Source organism: Nicoliella sp. ESL1113 (genome assembly GCF_058509245.1).
In genome coordinates this window covers 1,090,902-1,106,679 of the sequence record NZ_CP196387.1, presented here as the reverse complement: position 1 = coordinate 1,106,679, position 15,778 = coordinate 1,090,902, and the positions used below count along the sequence as shown (strand labels likewise).

Here is a 15,778-nt window from a genome sequence, read left to right as displayed (position 1 = left end):
TATGAGTACCACTTTTAAACAGTTCAACTTCAAGCCGTTTATCAACGAAGCATTGGAAGAATTAAAATTTACCGAACCAACACCGGTTCAAGCTAAAATGATTCCAGTGATTAGAAAGGGGAAGGACGTTATTGGTCAATCTGCTACTGGAAGCGGTAAGACCCACGCTTTTTTACTTCCAATTTTTGATCAATTAAATCTAGATAAGCAGGTTGTTCAAGCTGTAATTACCACCCCTAGTCGGGAGTTAGCCTATCAAATCTATGAAAACGCTAAGCAGTTAGCTAGCCATAGCGACAAGCCAATTCACATTGCTAATTACGTGGGTGGAACTGATAAGCAACGCCAGATTGAAAAATTAGAGCACGAACAACCTCAAATTATTATTGGAACGCCTGGGAGAATCTTGGACTTAGTTAACACCCAAGCCCTCGATTTACACACTGCGAATCATTTAGTAGTCGATGAAGCTGATATGACCCTAGACCTGGGGTTCTTAGGCGAAGTGGACAAAATTGCGGCTAGTTTTGGCGATGACCTACAAATGATGGTCTTTTCAGCTACGATTCCACAAAAACTAGAACCATTTTTGAAGAAGTACATGAATCAACCAGTCTCAGAAGAAATCCCAGTCGAATCAGTGATTAGCCCTACCGTTGATAACTTTTTGATTTCTACTAAGGGTCAGGATAAAAATGATTTGATTTATCAACTGTTAACGATTGGTGAACCGTATTTGGTGTTGATCTTTGCTAATACCAGAACACGGGTCCAAGAAATCCACGACTATTTAGTAGGACAGGGACTCAAAGTCGGAATGATCCAAGGTGGAATGAAGCCGCGAGAACGCAAGCGCATCATGAAGCAGGTCCAACGCCTTGAATTTCAGTTCGTAGTAGCGACTGATTTAGCTGCACGGGGGATCGATATCGATGGGGTTTCTGACGTGATCAACGATGATATCCCAGAGGACTTGGACTATTTTATTCACCGTGTTGGTCGAACTGGTCGCAAGGGGATGGCTGGGACTGCCATTACGCTTTATCAACCTGGTGAAGAAGAACGCGTTGCTGAACTTGAAAACATGGGAATTAAGTTTCAACCTAAGGCGATTAAGGACCATGAAATCGTTGATTCATATGACCGTAATCGCCGTAAGACCCACCGTAATCGTTCTAAAAAGCTAGAACCAACTATGATTGGGATGGTGAAGAAGAATAAGCGGAAGGTCAAGCCGGGCTACAAGCGGCGCATTAAGAACGCCATTAAACGAAATGATGAATTTAATCGGCGGGTTGAACAACGTAATGAAGCCCGTCAACAACGGAAGCAAAAGAAGCAAAGTTCCCAACGATACCGTTAATTTTTCAGTGCAAAAGTTGGCTCAATAGTTAAAAATATTGTATAATTGAGTTGAATAAAAATACAAATAACAAATTGGAACATCCAAAATCTAAATGGAAATTAGGGACAGGTCGGTTATTGCAAGGTCTGCAAGTTTAGATTGCGGGCTATCCATTTCAAAGTTACGCTACTCAGCGTTATTGAGAATTAAAGAGGTAAACGAAAACATCGTTGCAAGTAAAGTGGTACCGCGTTAAAAGCGTCTTTACTAGCAACGGTGTTTTTGTGCCTTTGGAGGGGTTTATTGATGAAAAAATTAAGTAGTAGTGAAATTCGCCAAATGTACTTGGACTTCTTTGAAGAACGTGGTCACACGATCATGCCAAGTGCATCATTGATTCCAGTTGATGATCCATCATTATTATGGATTAACTCTGGGGTTGCCACCATGAAGAAGTATTTTGAAGGACGGGTTGTTCCTAAGAATCGTCGGATGACTAGTTCCCAAAAAAGTATTCGGACTAACGATATCGAAAATGTCGGAAAGACTGCTCGGCATCAAACGCTATTTGAAATGTTAGGGAACTTCTCAGTGGGGGATTACTTTAAAAAAGAAGCCATCCATTGGGCGTTCGAATTGCTAACTTCAGAAAAGTATTTCGGTTGGGATAAAGATAAGCTTTACATGACCGTTTATCCTGAAGATGAAGATGCCAGAAACTTTTGGATCGAAGCAGGAGTTGATCCTAGTCATTTGATCGACATGGAAGATAATTTCTGGGATGTTGGCCAAGGGCCTTCAGGTCCCGATTCAGAAATTTTCTATGACCGTGGTGAAAAGTTCAACGACTTGGCACCCGATGATCCAGAAAACTATCCTGGTGGGGAAAACGAACGTTACCTTGAAGTTTGGAACATCGTGTTCTCCCAATTTAACCACAAACCAGATGATACCTACGAACCACTTCCTCGGAAAAACATTGATACGGGGATGGGACTCGAACGGGTGGTTTCAATTTTCCAAGATGCACCTACGAATTTTGAAACCGACTTATTCTTACCAATTATTGAAAAGACGCAAGTACTCAGTGATGGCCGTGAATATGGTAAGGTGCACGCTGATGATATTTCATTTAAGATCATTGCTGATCACGCTCGGGCAATTACGTTTGCCATCAATGATGGTGCGATTCCATCCAACGTTGGCCGTGGATATGTGATTCGCCGATTGATTCGGCGGGCAATCGTCGCTGGTCGAGATCTTGGGATTACTGAAAACTTCTTGTATAAGCTCGTCCCAGTAGTTGGTGAAATCATGAAGGCGTTCTACCCAGAAGTATTGAAGAATGCTGATTACATTGAAAAGGTTATCAAATCAGAAGAAAATCGTTTCAATGACACCCTATCAGATGGTTTGAACCTCTTGAACGACTTGATGGATCAAGTGCGGGCTTCAGATGGTAAGCAAATGAGTGGAGCCGATGCATTTAAGCTTTACGATACCTATGGATTCCCATTTGAATTGACTCAAGAATACTTGGCTGACGCTGGAATGAGCGTGGATGCTGAAGGGTTCAAGAATGAAATGCAAAAGCAAAAGGATCGGGCACGTAACGCCCGTGACGATGGCAATGCCATGAGTGTTCAACGCGACTTGCTAGTTGACATTAAGACCCCTAGTGAATACGTTGGTTACACCCAATTGATCGTCGAAAACGCGAAGGTCGAAGACATCGTGTTTGATGAAAAGCTTGTGGATCAAGTCAAAGCGGGGAAGGCTGAAATTATCTTTGATAAGACGCCGTTCTATGCTGAAATGGGTGGTCAAGTGGCCGACCAAGGGGTCATCGAAGATCACGATGGGAACCTAGTTGCCAAGGTGCTCGATGTCCAACACGCACCGAACAACCAAAACTTACACACCGTTGAACTATTTGAACCAATGCAAAAGGGTGCGACTTACAAGTTAGTCGTTGACCGTCACTTCCACAGCAAGGTGGAAAAGAACCATACGGCAACCCACTTGTTGGATCAATCATTAAGAAACGTACTTGGTGGTCATACTCAACAAGCTGGTTCACTAGTGGAACCAGACTACTTGCGGTTTGATTTTAACCACTTTGGTTCTGTGACTGATAAAGACTTGAAGAAGGTTGAACAAATGGTCAACGACCAGATCTTTGCGGAACTACCAGTGACCACGATCGAAACTGATCCAAAGACTGGGAAGGAAATGGGTGCCGTAGCCGTATTTAGTTCTAAGTACGGTAAGAAGGTCAGAGTGGTTAGTGCTGGAGATTTCTCAATCGAATTCTGTGGTGGTGATCACGTTAAGAACACGAATGAAATTGGCTTGTTCAAGATCGTTTCAGAATCAGGAGTTGGTGCTGGAGTGCGGAGAATCGAAGCCGTTACTTCCCAAGAAGCATACGAATTTCTGAATGACAAACAATCCCTATTGAACAAGATTGCAGTTGAATTGAAGACTAAGCAAATCAAGGACGTGCCAAATAAGGTAACTCAACTTCAATCAGAAGTTAAGGAACTACAACAAAAGCAAGAATCCCTTGAAGCTAAGATTGCTGGTCAACAAGCTAACAACGTTTTTGAAAATGTAAAGGACGTTAATGGCGTTAAGATCATTACTGGGATTATTAAGGATTCTGGAATGAACCAACTTCGTCAACTAGCTGATACCTGGCGGACAAAGGGACTATCCGATGTGTTAGTGCTTGGAACTAACAGTAAGGATAAGGCGAACCTAATCGCTGCCGTTAGTGATGAAAAGGTCAAGGCTGGCTTAAAGGCTGGCGATTTGATTAAGGCAATCTCTGCTAACATCAATGGTGGTGGGGGCGGCCGTCCTAACATGGCGCAAGCTGGTGGGACAAATCCTGCTGGTTTAAACGACGCGATGAGCGCTTCATTAGATTGGCTTAAAGAACAAAAATAGTTAAATAAAAAGACTCTAATGGTTGAAAATCATTCAACCATTAGAGTTTTTTTCGTTATGTATGCTATAATAAGACAACTGGTTAATAATGAACGAATTAATTAATGTTTTGATTCAATTTGAGATTTATATTGATTTTTAGTAAAATTAAGCTGAATGTTATAATTTGTGAGGTGTTGTAGATGTCTTCTTTAGATAAAACGATGTACTTCGATTTTAATAAAGCACCGAAAGATGTACATGATACACTTTTAATTGTGTACAAAACCCTAGAAGAAAAGGGTTATAATCCATATAATCAAATTGTTGGTTATTTAATTTCAGGAGATCCAGCATATATTCCTCGTTTTAACGATGCTCGAAATTTGATTCGACGTCATGAACGTGATGAAATCATTGAAGAATTAGTGCGTTTTTATCTTGATAAGAATAAAAAAAATGAGGATATAAATAAATGAGGTTAATGGGATTAGATGTTGGTTCAAGAACCGTTGGAATTGCGGTTAGCGATCCGCTCGGCTGGACAGCACAGGGTGTTGAAATTATACCGATCAATGAAGATAATCAAGAGTTTGGGTGGCATCGTTTAGGGGAACTAGTTGCTAAATATGAGGTGACTGGATTCGTTATTGGCCTCCCTAAAAACATGAATAACACTTCTGGCCCACGGGTGGATGCTTGTCGAAAGTATGCATGGATGGCTAATCAGCGATTTGGCATTCCATTTGATTTTCAAGATGAACGATTAACGACCGTAGAAGCCGAAAGAATGCTAGTTGAAGAAGCAGATACTTCTAGAAAAAAGCGTAAGAAAGTAATCGATAAAGTTGCTGCGGAATTAATTCTGCAGGGTTATTTAGACCGTAAGGGAAAATTAACGAACGAATAAAGGAGAATATAATGACTGAAACAACAAATGAAGATGGTAAGCAACAAATTACCCTAGTTGATGACCAGGGGAATGAGGAGCTTTACACGATTTTATTCACATTTGAATCAGAAGATATGGGCAAGTCCTACATCTTAGTTTACCCTGCTGGTAAAGAAGATGACGATGAAGTGGACATTGAGGCGTATGCACTACCAAAGGGTGAAGATCCTGCTGATCCTCAAGGTGGCCAGTTAATGCCGATTGAGTCTGAGAAAGAATGGGATATTGTTGAATCCGTTCTAAATACATTTTTAGATAATGATTCAGACGAATAATATAACGACTCCCAGCTAAGTGTTGGGAGTTTTTTTGTGAATTACTAACTGCAATAATGTTTCATGATAAAATAATGCATGAAGTATTTGGAGGGAATTTAATAATGAGTGAAACTAAAAAGCGGTTCAAAGCTAAGATTGGTAATCGAACGTATACGTTCGTTGGCAAAAGTTCAATGGAGCATATGCATGCAGTAACAGATTTGATGAATAAGCAATTGAACCAATTAAATCAACTATCTTCAAGTATTAGTTATGAAGATGCAATGGTATTACTAGCCTTTAATGCAATTTCAGATCAATTAAAATTACAAGGACAATTGGATCAAATTGAATCCAAATCAAAAAATGAATAATGATGTTGACGATTATAATATTACTATTACTATTTATTAGTACCATTATTGGTTATAGAAGGGGATTGGTGGCTAGCTTATTTATGATTGCTAGTTACATTGTTTCATTTTGGATCGCATTGCACTTTGCTGAATACCCTAAAAGTTGGATTCTAGCTATTTTCAATAGTGCTGATTCATCAATAGTTAGTATAATTGCATTCTTGGGGACTTTTGTAGTTTGCTATTTAATAATGATGCGAATTAGACGAATATTACGAACCATTACGAAACTACCGATTTTAAAACAGCTAGATGGTATTTTAGGTGCATTTAGTGGTTTTTTAATGTGCTATGGAATGATTTTAATCGTTTTAAACTTGTTATTAAGGGCTGATGGAACTTGGTTTGCAACTCAATACGTTAACTCTGGAATTGCCCAAATGATTGTAAATCAAACCCCAATCATTACCCCTAATGTAGTTTATCACTGGTTAAACTCTAATTAAGGAGGATTGAATTATGAATTCAAAGGTTCTTGATACCCTTGAGTATAATAAAATTAAAGAAGCGATTCATGGCTTTTTATCAACTAGTACTGGGAATAGCGAATTGCGTCGCTTAAAACCCATTAGTGATCGAAAGTTAATCAAAACCGCACTATTAGAAACTGATGATGGTGCACATATATTAAGATTACAAAAGGCAATGCCATTAGTGACGTTAAATGATATTCGTCCCTATATGAAGCGCTTAACGATTAACGCTAGTTTGAATGGAACTGAACTAGCTCAAATTATGCAAGTATTAATCACTGTTAATCGATTAATGACTTTTTTTGATAATTTACAGGCAAATAAAGTGGAACTTCATCGTCTTTATGATTTGATTCAATCGTTTGCGTTGATTCCAGAAATTACAACAAGGTTGCAAAAAGCTTTAAACCCTGATGGACGGCTTTTGGATTCAGCTTCTGAGGAACTATATGGCTTAAGAAAGCGAATTTCACGGACTGAAAATAACATTCGTAATCGGATGGGCAAATACCTGCGGGGCAATCAAGCTAAGTTCCTTAGTGAATCGATCATTACAATTCGTGACGAACGGTATGTAATTCCAGTGAAAGCTGAAGCCAAATCTAAGTTTGGCGGAATCGTTCATGATCAAAGTGCTTCTGGACAGACTTTATACATCGAACCTGCTGCAGTAGTTGAGCTCAATAATCAATTACGGCGTGATCAATTGGCTGCTCGCCATGAGGAAGTTAAGATTTTAGCTGAACTTTCCTCGATGGTCGCTCCGTACCAAGACGAAATTATTGCTAATTTCAAAATCATTGGTCATTTAGATTTGATTAATGCAAAGGCTCGTTATGCTAAACAAATTAAGGCTACCTTGCCACAAATTTCTGCAAAGAATGTTTTAAATCTAAAAAATGCTAGACATCCATTGATCGATGTTAATAAAGTCGTTGGTAATACGATTGTGCTTGGTGATGAGTATCGGGCAATTATTGTGACTGGTCCTAATACTGGTGGGAAAACAATTACGATTAAAACGGTTGGATTACTACAACTAATGGCTCAATCAGGTTTGTTTATTCCTGTTAATGAGGGCAGTCAGGTGGCTGTTTTTGATAATATTTTTGCCGATATTGGGGATGCACAATCAATTGAAAATAATTTGAGTACTTTTTCCTCCCATATGGATAACATCATTAAAATTTTGCGTAACATCACTAAAAACAGTCTCGTTCTGCTTGATGAAGTGGGTGCTGGAACCGATCCTAAGGAAGGTGCGGCCTTAGCAATTGCCATTTTAGACCAAATTGGAGTCGTCGATAGTGAAGTGATTGCTACGACTCATTATCCTGAGCTAAAGGCGTATGCTTATAATCGTCCCCAGACGATTAATGCCTCAATGGAATTTGATATTGAAACGCTCAAGCCCACATATCATCTCTTGGTGGGAGTGCCTGGGCAAAGTAATGGGCTAAATATTGCAGAACGCCTTGGAATGAAAAAAAGCGTTATTCAAGAGGCCCGTTCATTTACTGATACAAGTAGTCAAGAAATCAATAATATGATTAAACAACTAGCTGATCAAACTAAGCAGGCTCGTGAAGATGCTGAACAACTACGGATCCAGTTGAACGATGCGACTAAGTTACACCAAGAATTGACCGATAAGTTTAACCAATACGAGCACCAACGTGAACGGTTGAATCAATCCGCAAAAGAAAAAGCTAATGAGGTGGTTGCTAAAGCTAAGAAGCAAGCGGATAAAATTATTGCCGAGCTTCATGAAAAGCAAAAGCACCTTTCTGAAACAGCCGTTAAGGAAAATGAATTAATGGATGCTAAGGGAAAGTTAAACTCTTTGCATAATGATTTGAGTTTGAAGAATAACCGAGTTTTAAAACGTGAAAAGGCTAAGCATGATTTTCACAAGGGTGACGATGTGATGGTTAAGTCATATGGTCAACCTGGTGTTTTAGTTGATAAAATTGGTAATCATAATTGGGAAGTCCAAATGGGTATTCTTAAAATGAAAATTGACGAATCCGACCTAGAAAAGTTGAGCCAACCCAAAAAAGAGCCCAAGCGTCAATACAATACAGTTAGACGGACTAAGTCTTCAGGAATGTCTTCTTCGCTAGACCTTAGGGGTCATCGGTATGATGAGGCGATGCATGAAGTTGATCGTTATATTGATGCAGCGCTACTAGCTGGTTATCCGTCTGTGACGATCATTCATGGGAAGGGGACGGGTGCACTTAGAAAGGGTGTTACCGACTATTTAAAGCGCAATCGACGGGTAAAGAGTTTTGGCTATTCACCAGCTAATGCAGGTGGGGATGGTTCGACCGTTGTTAAATTTAAATAGTGTACAATGCTTTTTAATTGCATTTAATTGAAACCGTGTTAAACTAGTTAAAAATAAGAATTTTAGGAGGTAATTTGATGGTTACGGAAACGACTGATAAAACCTTTGAACAAGATACTGCTAAGGGTGTTACTCTAACTGATTTTTGGGCAACATGGTGTGGTCCTTGCAGAATGCAATCACCAGTTGTTGATCAACTTTCTGAGGAAATGGGTGATAAGGTTACGTTCAATAAAATGGATGTTGACCAAAACCAAGAAACGCCTCAAAAATTTGGGATTATGAGTATCCCAACCCTATTGGTTAAAAAAGACGGTAAGGTAGTTGATAGTATTGTTGGGTACCATAGTAAAGAACAACTTGCTAAGGTATTGGATCAATACGTTGATTAATAATTGAATAAATAAAAAATCATGGCTAATGTTAGTCATGATTTTTTTTGTTTATTCTTGCTCACTATCTTCAGAATCGTTATTTTCTTGAATTTGATCTGAAATGACATCAAATGGGGCAACTGCTTCAAATTCATCAGTGGTATTTTGGGGATCAATATGAACGCTAACGATTACTTGTCCCTTTTTAAGTTTCTTTTTATCAAGCTCTGCTTCAGTGACTAATCCACGTTGTTGTTCAATTGATTGGGCTAAGAATCCAGATTCAAACATGAAATCGGCATCATGATCAGCATTAATTCTAGCATCAACGATTGGACCACTCACTAACCACTCAATTAGATTTTCACTTTCCTTATTCATTGTAAGATGGCCTAGCCCTGATTGCTCAAAGAAGATGGCCAATTCGGATTGATTATTAGTGGCGTATTTGCGCGCCATTCGTTTGCCAGCCCAGTAAAGAATACTATGAACGTCATCACCTAGCAGGTCAGTAATTACTTCATCGCGTAGGAAAGCTGCTGGCCAATTATTTTTTATTTTCGGATTGGTAATGAATTTTTGATATAATTCTTTAGTCATATCCGTTCTCAACCTCAATTCTTTTTCATTTATGAATTCCATTATACACGCACTAAAACATTTTTGGCGAACCTTTTAAACTATCTTATATCTTGAAGGTTGGTTAAAAATGTTAGATAATATAGTTTCATAACATTCGAAAGAGGGATCAACAATGAATTCACAACCAATTGGATTCATGGATTCTGGAGTTGGTGGCCTGACGGTTGCCAAAGAGGTCATTACCAAGCTGCCGAACGAATCAATTGTTTATTTCGGTGACGAAGCCAGATTACCATATGGTGAAAAAAGCCAATCACAGATTCAAGTTTTTGCAATGCAGATTGCACATTTTTTAATAAAAAAAGATATTAAGCTGTTGGTGGTCGCTTGTAATACAGCTACTGCTCAGGCACTTCCTGTTTTACAGCGCGCACTGTCAATTCCAGTAATTGGTGTGATCGATCCCGGAAGTCAATTAGCAGTTAAAACGACGCAAAATAATCGCATTGGGGTAATTGCAACTAATGGAACCGTCAAGAGCCATGCTTATGAGCAGGAATTAAAAAGGTTGAACAAGAATGTGGATGTCTTTAGTCTAGGATGTCCACGATTTATCCCCATGGTTGAGGACGGTAAGTACCATAGCCCGTTAGATCAATCAATTGTAGATGTTGATGTCAAGCCGATGCTAGGCCATGATATTGATACCTTAATAATGGGGTGCACTCACTATCCCATTATGCGATCGTTGATTCAAAAAGCAATTGGCAATGATATTAAATTAGTTGATCCAGGAATAGCGGTATGTGAACAAGTAGTTGAGGTGTTACGCCAGTCAGGCCTTTCAGCGCCTGCAGATCATTTGGCAACTTATCAATTTTTTACCACTGGTTCAATTGATAAATTTGTAACGATTGCCGAAGATTGGCTTCAACGTTCAATTACCGCTAGTCATGTTGAATTAACAGAATTGGAGGATGAATAATGACGGATTTAATCATTGCCACTAATAACCAAAACAAGGCTCGAGAATTTAAGGAAATGCTTGCCCCGCATGGATTTAACATTAAGACTTTAGCTGATTTTCCATCAATTGGTGAAATTGAAGAAAACGGGACTACTTTTGAGGAAAACGCGACCATTAAGGCTAGTACAGTTGCTAAAATTACTGGGCATTCTGTTTTAGCTGATGATTCAGGACTGCAAGTAGCAGCCCTAAATAATGCTCCAGGTGTCTATTCAGCGCGTTATGCAGGTGATCATGATGATGAAGCTAATAATCGCAAATTATTGGCAAATTTAAAGGGGGAAAAAGACCGTTCGGCAACGTTTAGGACTTGTTTAGTGTTGTTCAAGCCTAGTGGCGCTAAATTAGTTGTAAATGGTGATATTCATGGAGAAATTTTAGAATCACCGCGTGGGAACAATGGCTTTGGATATGATTCACTATTTTACGTTCCCGAAAAGCAGCTTTCAATGGGTGAGATGACTGATGAGCAAAAAAATGTGATTAGTCATCGGGGCCGAGCTACTCAAAAATTAGTGGATCAAATTGACGAATGGTGGAAAAATAACCAATAAAAAAAGACGATTTTAAATCGTCTTTTTTTATTGATTATTTTAATTAGTTTAATACTAATGGACTCTTTGGTAACTCGATGCCAGCATCTGAAATTGCATCTAAGTAGTGCCCTAAGAATTCGTGTTGAATGTATAGTTGTTGACCATTCTTAGTTTGGATGTTGACTTGAATTGCAACGTTACCGTCAGGAGTGTTGGTAGCTCCCCAAACATCTGGAGCAGCGATGATGTCTGGATATTGCTTAACGTATTCATCATTGACTTTATTAATGATATCAATCGTTTTTTCTACTGGAGTATTACCATTGATTCTAATTTGGATAATGGCCCGTGTTTCACTCCGATTCCGATTAGTGATCGCAGCAACTTGACGGTTTGGAATGTAGTTAACATATCCATTAAAACTAGTTAATTCAGTCGTTCTTAAATTAACTGATGTTACCGTTCCTTCGATCGATGAACCGTTGGTAAGGGTCAAGGTTGCGTATTCACCTACATCGATTTGTTTTTCGAATAGGATCAAAAATCCAGTAACGATATCGGTAACCAGTCCTTGAGCCCCGATCCCGATTGCCACACTGAAGATACTAGCACTGGCAAGTAAGGTACCGATTGGTACGCCCACTTCGGATAGTACCGAGTAGATCCAGAAGAACACTAATCCGTATTGAAATGAGTTCTTGGCAACTACGTGTAAGGTCGTGATTCGCTTGCTTGAATTTTTAGTGTTATTGCTTTTTCCATATTGTTTAAAAGCCTTATTGATAAAGAACTTTCCCAACCGACTAATGATAATGAAAAAAATCGAAATGATAACGACTGAAAAAATCGTACTAGTTAAGTTGTTTAATATTTTATCCCATTTGAATGTTGCTAAGTATTTTTGAATAAATGAACTATTTTTAGTAATCACAGATTCTGCGAAAAACATTAACTAATTCCTCCTTAGATATAATAACAGTATTTTAACACAGATTTATCAATATAATTAGTAATTAACTTTAATTGTCAAACTTTGGTTAAAATGATATTCTTAATTGTAGGTTTAATAATTAATTGTTGGGAGGGATTTAGATGACTGCAGGTATTATTGCCGCTTTAGCTTTTCTATTATTAGTAATTTTCATTGGTGTATTTTTATTGAAATTGGTTACGACCTTAAATGAAGTTAATCAAAGCTTAAAATCAATTACCAATGATGTGGACGTACTTTCTAATCAAACTGAAAAGATTTTGGCAAGTTCTAATTCAATGCTTAAGGATTTAAACGACAAGGTCAATACAATTGATCCTGTCTTTCAAGCAGCAGCTGACTTAGGGGTTAGTGTTTCAGAATTAAATGATTCTACTAAAAACCTTACAAGCCGGGTTAAAAATGGTGGTAAATTAGGCTTTGGTGGAAAAGTCTTAAGCTTAGTTGGTAAGTCCGCTTTTGGTAACAAGAAAAAGAAAAGTAAAAAATAATCAATTTTAGAGGTGTTTGTTATGAGTAAAAAAGCAGGATTCGGATTTGGTTTATTTTTAGGATTGACTGGTGCCGCTGCATACTTTGCATTTAAGCGTTTAGACCCAGCCAAACAAAAGGAAATTGTTACAAAGGTAAATAATACTGCCCATGATTTAAAGGATCGGGCAGTTGATTATGCATTTTATGCTAACGATGCGCTTTCCGATGCCAAGGAAACGTTAGGACAAAAAACAAATGAAGTTACCGATAACGCAAAGCAAGCGTTTAACTCCGCTACTGATAAGATTAATGATCGTTTCCAAGAGGCTTCTGATGATGATAATGATGAAAGTAACACTACTCAATTTCACACTGCCGCAGATCGTTTAAGAGACGAACTAGGGAGTACATCTGAAGATGCCCAAGATGATATCGTTGTTAATGCTGATGATGTCTTCAAAAATGACAAAAAAGTGGAAACCTTTTATCCCAATGGCACTTCCAAATAACTTAATATACTTAGTTTCAAGCCCTCTCAATATTGAGAGGCTTTTTTATTTATAAATTGATTGCAGTGATGATATTTGTTATATTAAAAAGGATTAATTTATATGTAAGCGCTATTATAAAGAAAAGGAAGGCTATTTCATGGAAAAACAAACGGTCACCATATACGACGTTGCTAGGGAAGCAAATGTTTCCATGGCAACTGTTTCACGGGTGGTAAATGGAAATAGTAATGTTCGTAAAAATACGCGTGATAAGGTATTGGGTGCAATTAAAAAGTTAAATTATCATCCTAATGCAGTTGCAAGAGGGTTAGCCAGTAAGAAAACCACTACTATTGGGGTAATTGTACCAGATGTTACTAATATTTATTTTTCTGAGTTAGCCCGCGGGATTGATGATATTGCTGCAATGTACAAATATAATATTATCTTAGCTAGTTCCGACGGGAATGAGGAAAAGGAAAAGCGGGTCTTTAATTCTTTGATGACTAAGCAAGTTGATGGAATTATTTTTATGGGTCATGATGTTGAACCGACGCTTAGGGGGCTATTTGAAGGATCGACTGTTCCAGTCGTATTGGCTGGAACGGTTAGTAAAAATCAACTAGAAGCAAGCGTTAATATTGACTATCAAGCAGCTGCTTCAGAAGCGGTTAGTAACTTAGTGGCAAATGGTTGTTCTAAGGTGGGGCTGGTTTGTGGTTCACTAGATTATGCAATCAATGCTGATTATCGAGTAGTTGGTTATCGGAGGGGACTTGCTGACAATGATATCCATTTTAATAGTGATTTTATTTTTTCTACGGATGAAAGTTATCAATCTGGTTATGATTTAGCACTTCGCTTAGTTCAAGCGGGAATCGAAGGGGTCTTTGTTAGTGATGATGAACTAGCAGCTGGTATCTTGAATGGACTAACTGATAATGGGGTTAAAGTTCCCAATGATTTTCAAATTATAACTGGTAATGATACTAAGTTTACTCGTGTTGTGCGCCCTCAATTATCTTCAGTAGTTCAACCTCTTTATGATATTGGGGCAGTCGCAATGCGATTATTAACTAAGCTGATGAATCATGATGAGGTTGACGAAAAAAACGTACGACTTTCTCACCAAATTATTAAACGTGATTCAACTAAGTCAAATTAATTTAGAATGGAATGATAATTATGAAATCAAATGAGGCGCTATTGATTATTGATTACACAAATGATTTTGTAGCTGATAAGGGTGCTTTGACATGTGGAAAGCCAGCTCAAGAACTTGACGATTCAATTGTTCAGTTAGCTGATGAAATGAAGGAACAAGGGGCTTGGATCTATTTTCCGACCGATGTTCATACCCCTAATGATCCTTACCATCCTGAAGCTAAGCTATACCCACCCCATAACGTTCGCGATTCATGGGGTCGACAGTTATTCGGGCATGTTGATGATTGGTATCAACAAAATCAAGGGGATGAAAAGGTTCACCTTTTTGATAAGACCCGTTATAGTTCGTTTGCTGGGACTGACCTTGATTTAAGGTTACGTGAACGCCATGTTGATACGCTCCACTTAACGGGAGTTTGTACTGATATTTGTGTATTACACACGGCAATGGATGCGTACAATCGTTGTTATAATTTAGTAGTTCACAAATCATGTGTGGCAACACTGTCAGATGAAGCGCAGAGTTGGGCTTTGAATCATTTTCAAAATTGTTTAGGCGCAAAAGTGGTTGATTAGGGTTGTTACCTTGATTAGCTTTTTAGATATTGCTATAATTGTATTTGTTTAATTTAGGATTATAAAGAGAGGAGTGCTTAATTTATGTCAGGACATTCAAAATGGCATAACATCCAGGGACGTAAAGGTGCTCAAGATGCTAAGCGTGGAAAGATTTTCCAAAAAATATCACGTAACTTATACCAAGCTGCGAAGGCTGGTGGTGTTGACCCAGACGGTAACCCCCAATTGCGGCTAGAAATGGACAAAGCTAAGGCAGCTAATATGCCAAAGGCAAACGTTCAACGTGCATTGGACAAGGCTTCCGGTGTTGGTGGAGCTAAGTTCGAAGAAATTACTTACGAAGGTTATGGACCTGGTGGAACTGCCGTAATGGTTTCCGCCTTGACTGATAATAAGAATCGGACTGCTTCTGCAATCCGTTCTGCATTCACCCACCATGGTGGTTCATTAGGTGCCTCTGGTTCCGTTTCATACCTATTCGACCGTAAGGGATACATTGTGATCCTTCGCGATGGTTTAGATGTGGATGAAGATACGATGTTAATGGATGCTTTGGATGCAGGTGCCGATGATATGAAGGCTAGTGATGATCGTTTTGAAGTCTTCACCGACCCATCGAACATGCAAGCAGTTAGGGATGCACTTCAAGAAAAGTATGATTTAGATACTGCTGAAGTGAAGATGATTCCAAATACAACAACCGAAGTTCCAGAAGCTAAGTTATCACAATACACTGGCTTAATCGATGAACTATCTGAAAACGATGACGTTCAAGATGTTTACGAAGCCGCTGAATTACCAGATAACGTTGAATAATTAACTTAATATTTATT

The 15,778-nt window shown here is 38.6% G+C and carries 18 protein-coding genes; 16 read left to right on the top strand and 2 right to left on the bottom strand.

Annotation, left to right across the window (positions count from 1 at the left end):
- Position 1 precedes the first annotated feature (1 nt).
- From ACSYTJ_RS04770 to trxA, 9 genes are all read left to right on the top strand, one after another.
- The gene (locus tag ACSYTJ_RS04770) at positions 2-1,363 is read left to right on the top strand and encodes a DEAD/DEAH box helicase (RefSeq protein ID WP_491719619.1); all 1,362 of its coding nucleotides are present in this window, start codon (positions 2-4) and stop codon (positions 1,361-1,363) included.
- A gap of 288 nt (positions 1,364-1,651) precedes the next feature.
- Positions 1,652-4,297, top strand: coding sequence for an alanine--tRNA ligase (gene alaS, locus ACSYTJ_RS04765; protein WP_491719618.1), 2,646 nt, complete (start codon positions 1,652-1,654; stop codon positions 4,295-4,297).
- A gap of 182 nt (positions 4,298-4,479) precedes the next feature.
- Positions 4,480-4,755, top strand: a complete 276-nt coding sequence (locus tag ACSYTJ_RS04760) for an IreB family regulatory phosphoprotein (RefSeq protein ID WP_491716461.1) — start codon at positions 4,480-4,482, stop codon at positions 4,753-4,755.
- Positions 4,752-5,186, top strand: coding sequence for a Holliday junction resolvase RuvX (ruvX, locus tag ACSYTJ_RS04755; protein WP_491716460.1), 435 nt, complete (start codon positions 4,752-4,754; stop codon positions 5,184-5,186). The genes ACSYTJ_RS04760 and ruvX overlap by 4 nt, the downstream gene beginning before the upstream one ends.
- A gap of 11 nt (positions 5,187-5,197) precedes the next feature.
- The gene (locus ACSYTJ_RS04750) at positions 5,198-5,503 is read left to right on the top strand and encodes a DUF1292 domain-containing protein (protein WP_491716459.1); all 306 of its coding nucleotides are present in this window, start codon (positions 5,198-5,200) and stop codon (positions 5,501-5,503) included.
- A gap of 104 nt (positions 5,504-5,607) precedes the next feature.
- Positions 5,608-5,859, top strand: coding sequence for a cell division protein ZapA (locus ACSYTJ_RS04745; RefSeq protein WP_491716458.1), 252 nt, complete (start codon positions 5,608-5,610; stop codon positions 5,857-5,859).
- The gene (locus ACSYTJ_RS04740; RefSeq protein ID WP_491719617.1) at positions 5,859-6,347 is read left to right on the top strand and encodes a CvpA family protein; all 489 of its coding nucleotides are present in this window, start codon (positions 5,859-5,861) and stop codon (positions 6,345-6,347) included. The genes ACSYTJ_RS04745 and ACSYTJ_RS04740 overlap by 1 nt, the downstream gene beginning before the upstream one ends.
- A gap of 13 nt (positions 6,348-6,360) precedes the next feature.
- Positions 6,361-8,724 (top strand): endonuclease MutS2, encoded by a 2,364-nt coding sequence (locus ACSYTJ_RS04735; protein WP_491719616.1) that lies wholly within the window; start codon positions 6,361-6,363, stop codon positions 8,722-8,724.
- Between the two features lie 77 nt (positions 8,725-8,801).
- Complete coding sequence (gene trxA / locus ACSYTJ_RS04730; RefSeq protein ID WP_491716455.1) at positions 8,802-9,116, top strand: thioredoxin; 315 nt, start codon at positions 8,802-8,804, stop codon at positions 9,114-9,116.
- 51 nt (positions 9,117-9,167) lie between these two features.
- Here trxA and ACSYTJ_RS04725 read toward each other — a convergent pair whose 3' ends face one another.
- Positions 9,168-9,698 (bottom strand): YslB family protein, encoded by a 531-nt coding sequence (locus tag ACSYTJ_RS04725; protein WP_491716454.1) that lies wholly within the window; start codon positions 9,696-9,698, stop codon positions 9,168-9,170.
- A gap of 154 nt (positions 9,699-9,852) precedes the next feature.
- Between ACSYTJ_RS04725 and murI the strand changes: the two genes are divergently transcribed.
- Positions 9,853-10,665, top strand: coding sequence for a glutamate racemase (gene murI, locus ACSYTJ_RS04720; RefSeq protein WP_491716453.1), 813 nt, complete (start codon positions 9,853-9,855; stop codon positions 10,663-10,665).
- Positions 10,665-11,261: an XTP/dITP diphosphatase gene (locus ACSYTJ_RS04715; protein WP_491719615.1), complete on the top strand. Its 597-nt coding sequence runs from the start codon at positions 10,665-10,667 to the stop codon at positions 11,259-11,261. The genes murI and ACSYTJ_RS04715 overlap by 1 nt, the downstream gene beginning before the upstream one ends.
- 43 nt (positions 11,262-11,304) lie before the next feature.
- Here the strand turns inward: ACSYTJ_RS04715 and ACSYTJ_RS04710 are convergent, their stop codons facing one another.
- Complete coding sequence (locus tag ACSYTJ_RS04710) at positions 11,305-12,192, bottom strand: mechanosensitive ion channel family protein (protein ID WP_491716451.1); 888 nt, start codon at positions 12,190-12,192, stop codon at positions 11,305-11,307.
- A 143-nt stretch (positions 12,193-12,335) separates the two neighbouring features.
- On the opposite strand from ACSYTJ_RS04710, the gene ACSYTJ_RS04705 reads away from it, so the two are divergent.
- From ACSYTJ_RS04705 to ACSYTJ_RS04685, 5 genes are all read left to right on the top strand, one after another.
- On the top strand, positions 12,336-12,725 hold the full coding sequence (locus tag ACSYTJ_RS04705) for a DUF948 domain-containing protein (RefSeq protein WP_491716450.1): 390 nt from the start codon (positions 12,336-12,338) through the stop codon (positions 12,723-12,725).
- Between the two features lie 21 nt (positions 12,726-12,746).
- Positions 12,747-13,217, top strand: coding sequence for a hypothetical protein (locus ACSYTJ_RS04700; protein ID WP_491716449.1), 471 nt, complete (start codon positions 12,747-12,749; stop codon positions 13,215-13,217).
- 139 nt (positions 13,218-13,356) lie between these two features.
- A complete protein-coding gene (ccpA, locus tag ACSYTJ_RS04695) occupies positions 13,357-14,364 on the top strand; it encodes a catabolite control protein A (protein ID WP_491719614.1) in 1,008 nt (335 codons plus the stop codon).
- A 20-nt stretch (positions 14,365-14,384) separates the two neighbouring features.
- Positions 14,385-14,942, top strand: coding sequence for a cysteine hydrolase family protein (locus ACSYTJ_RS04690; protein WP_491719613.1), 558 nt, complete (start codon positions 14,385-14,387; stop codon positions 14,940-14,942).
- Between the two features lie 84 nt (positions 14,943-15,026).
- Positions 15,027-15,761 carry a YebC/PmpR family DNA-binding transcriptional regulator gene (locus ACSYTJ_RS04685; protein ID WP_491716446.1) on the top strand — a complete coding sequence of 245 codons (735 nt, stop codon included), beginning with the start codon at positions 15,027-15,029 and terminating at the stop codon, positions 15,759-15,761.
- Positions 15,762-15,778 lie beyond the last annotated feature (17 nt).